This is a genomic window from Paenibacillus sp. NPDC058071 (assembly GCF_042885235.1).
Classification (GTDB): domain Bacteria; phylum Bacillota; class Bacilli; order Paenibacillales; family Paenibacillaceae; genus Pristimantibacillus.
In genome coordinates this window covers 1-1219 of record NZ_JBHVSK010000041.1, presented here as the reverse complement: position 1 = coordinate 1219, position 1219 = coordinate 1, and the positions used below count along the sequence as shown (strand labels likewise).

Here is a 1219-nt window from a genome sequence, read left to right as displayed (position 1 = left end):
TGGATCGGCTACACTTAGTTGGACAATAAAAATAAGGGCTTGTAGAATAGACCTATTATGCCAAGGAGCGGATCTCTACAATGCCAAAACAACAACGACGTACGTTCACTTCAGAATTTAAAAAACAAATGGTGCAGCTTTATGAAAACGGGAAGTCCAGAGCAGCGATTGTGGAGGAATATGACCTCACAGCCTCGGCTTTAGACCGGTGGATCAAGCAAGCGACGACATCGGGTTCCTTTAGAGAAAAGGACAATCGATCAACCGAAGAAAATGAGTTGAACACGCTACGCAAAGAAGTTCAACGACTGCGAATGGAGAACGACATTTTAAAGCAAGCGGCGCTGATCATGGGACGAAAGTAGCTATCATCCAGAACAACCGTGATAAATACTCGGTATCAGCAATGTGCAACGTCCTGCAAATGGCAAGAAGTACGTTCTATTATGAAGCGAAAGAAGAACCAAATGAAGATGAGCTAACGGAAGCGATTGTAGAGATCTTTCACAAGAATCGAAAAGCCTATGGTACACGAAAGATTAAAGCCAAGCTCCAGGAACGAGGACTCATCGTCTCCAGGCGTCGCATAGGCCGAATCATGCAAGAGCAGGGCTTGGTCTCCACGTATACCATTGCCCAGTTTAAGCCCCACAAAACAGCCTGTAATGAGGCGATAACGGCGAATGTGTTAGATCGCGAGTTTGATCAAGCTGAAGCTAAGCGCTTCGTGGTCAGCGATCTAACGTATGTGAAGGTCCAACATCGATGGCACTACATTTGCGTCCTCATTGACCTGTTCAATCGAGAGATCATTGGCCATAGTGCAGGTCCACATAAGGACGCTGCTCTAGTTTCGCGTGCCTTTGCGACAGTAGAAGGCGATCTGAGCCAAATCCAGTGGTTTCATACGGATCGTGGAAGTGAGTTTAAAAACGACAAGATGGACGGGCTTCTGGAAACCTTTGAGATCGGTCGATCGTTAAGCGCGAAGGGTTGTCCTTATGACAACGCTGTGGCTGAAGCTACCTACAAGGTCATGAAAACAGAGTTCATCCATCAGATGGAGTTCCACAGCCTTGACCACCTGCAGTTGGAACTATACGACTACGTCAACTGGTTTAATAAGCATCGAATTCATGGATCACTGGGGTACATGACACCTGTCCAGTATCGCCATGTAGCCCTTAAAAAAGCTGTCTAATTTAATGTTGACAATCCA

Annotated in this window: 1 protein-coding gene; it reads left to right on the top strand. The window is 46.1% G+C overall.

Annotated features, from left to right (window positions below; translation table 11 throughout):
• Positions 1 to 80: 80 nt before the first annotated feature.
• Positions 81 to 1201, top strand: a protein-coding gene (locus ACFVTB_RS27575; protein WP_387756599.1) for an IS3 family transposase whose coding sequence is annotated in 2 segments (ribosomal slippage) — positions 81 to 330 and positions 330 to 1201 — 1122 coding nt in all. Because the reading frame shifts where the segments join, the coding sequence is not laid out codon by codon here.
• Positions 1202 to 1219 lie beyond the last annotated feature (18 nt).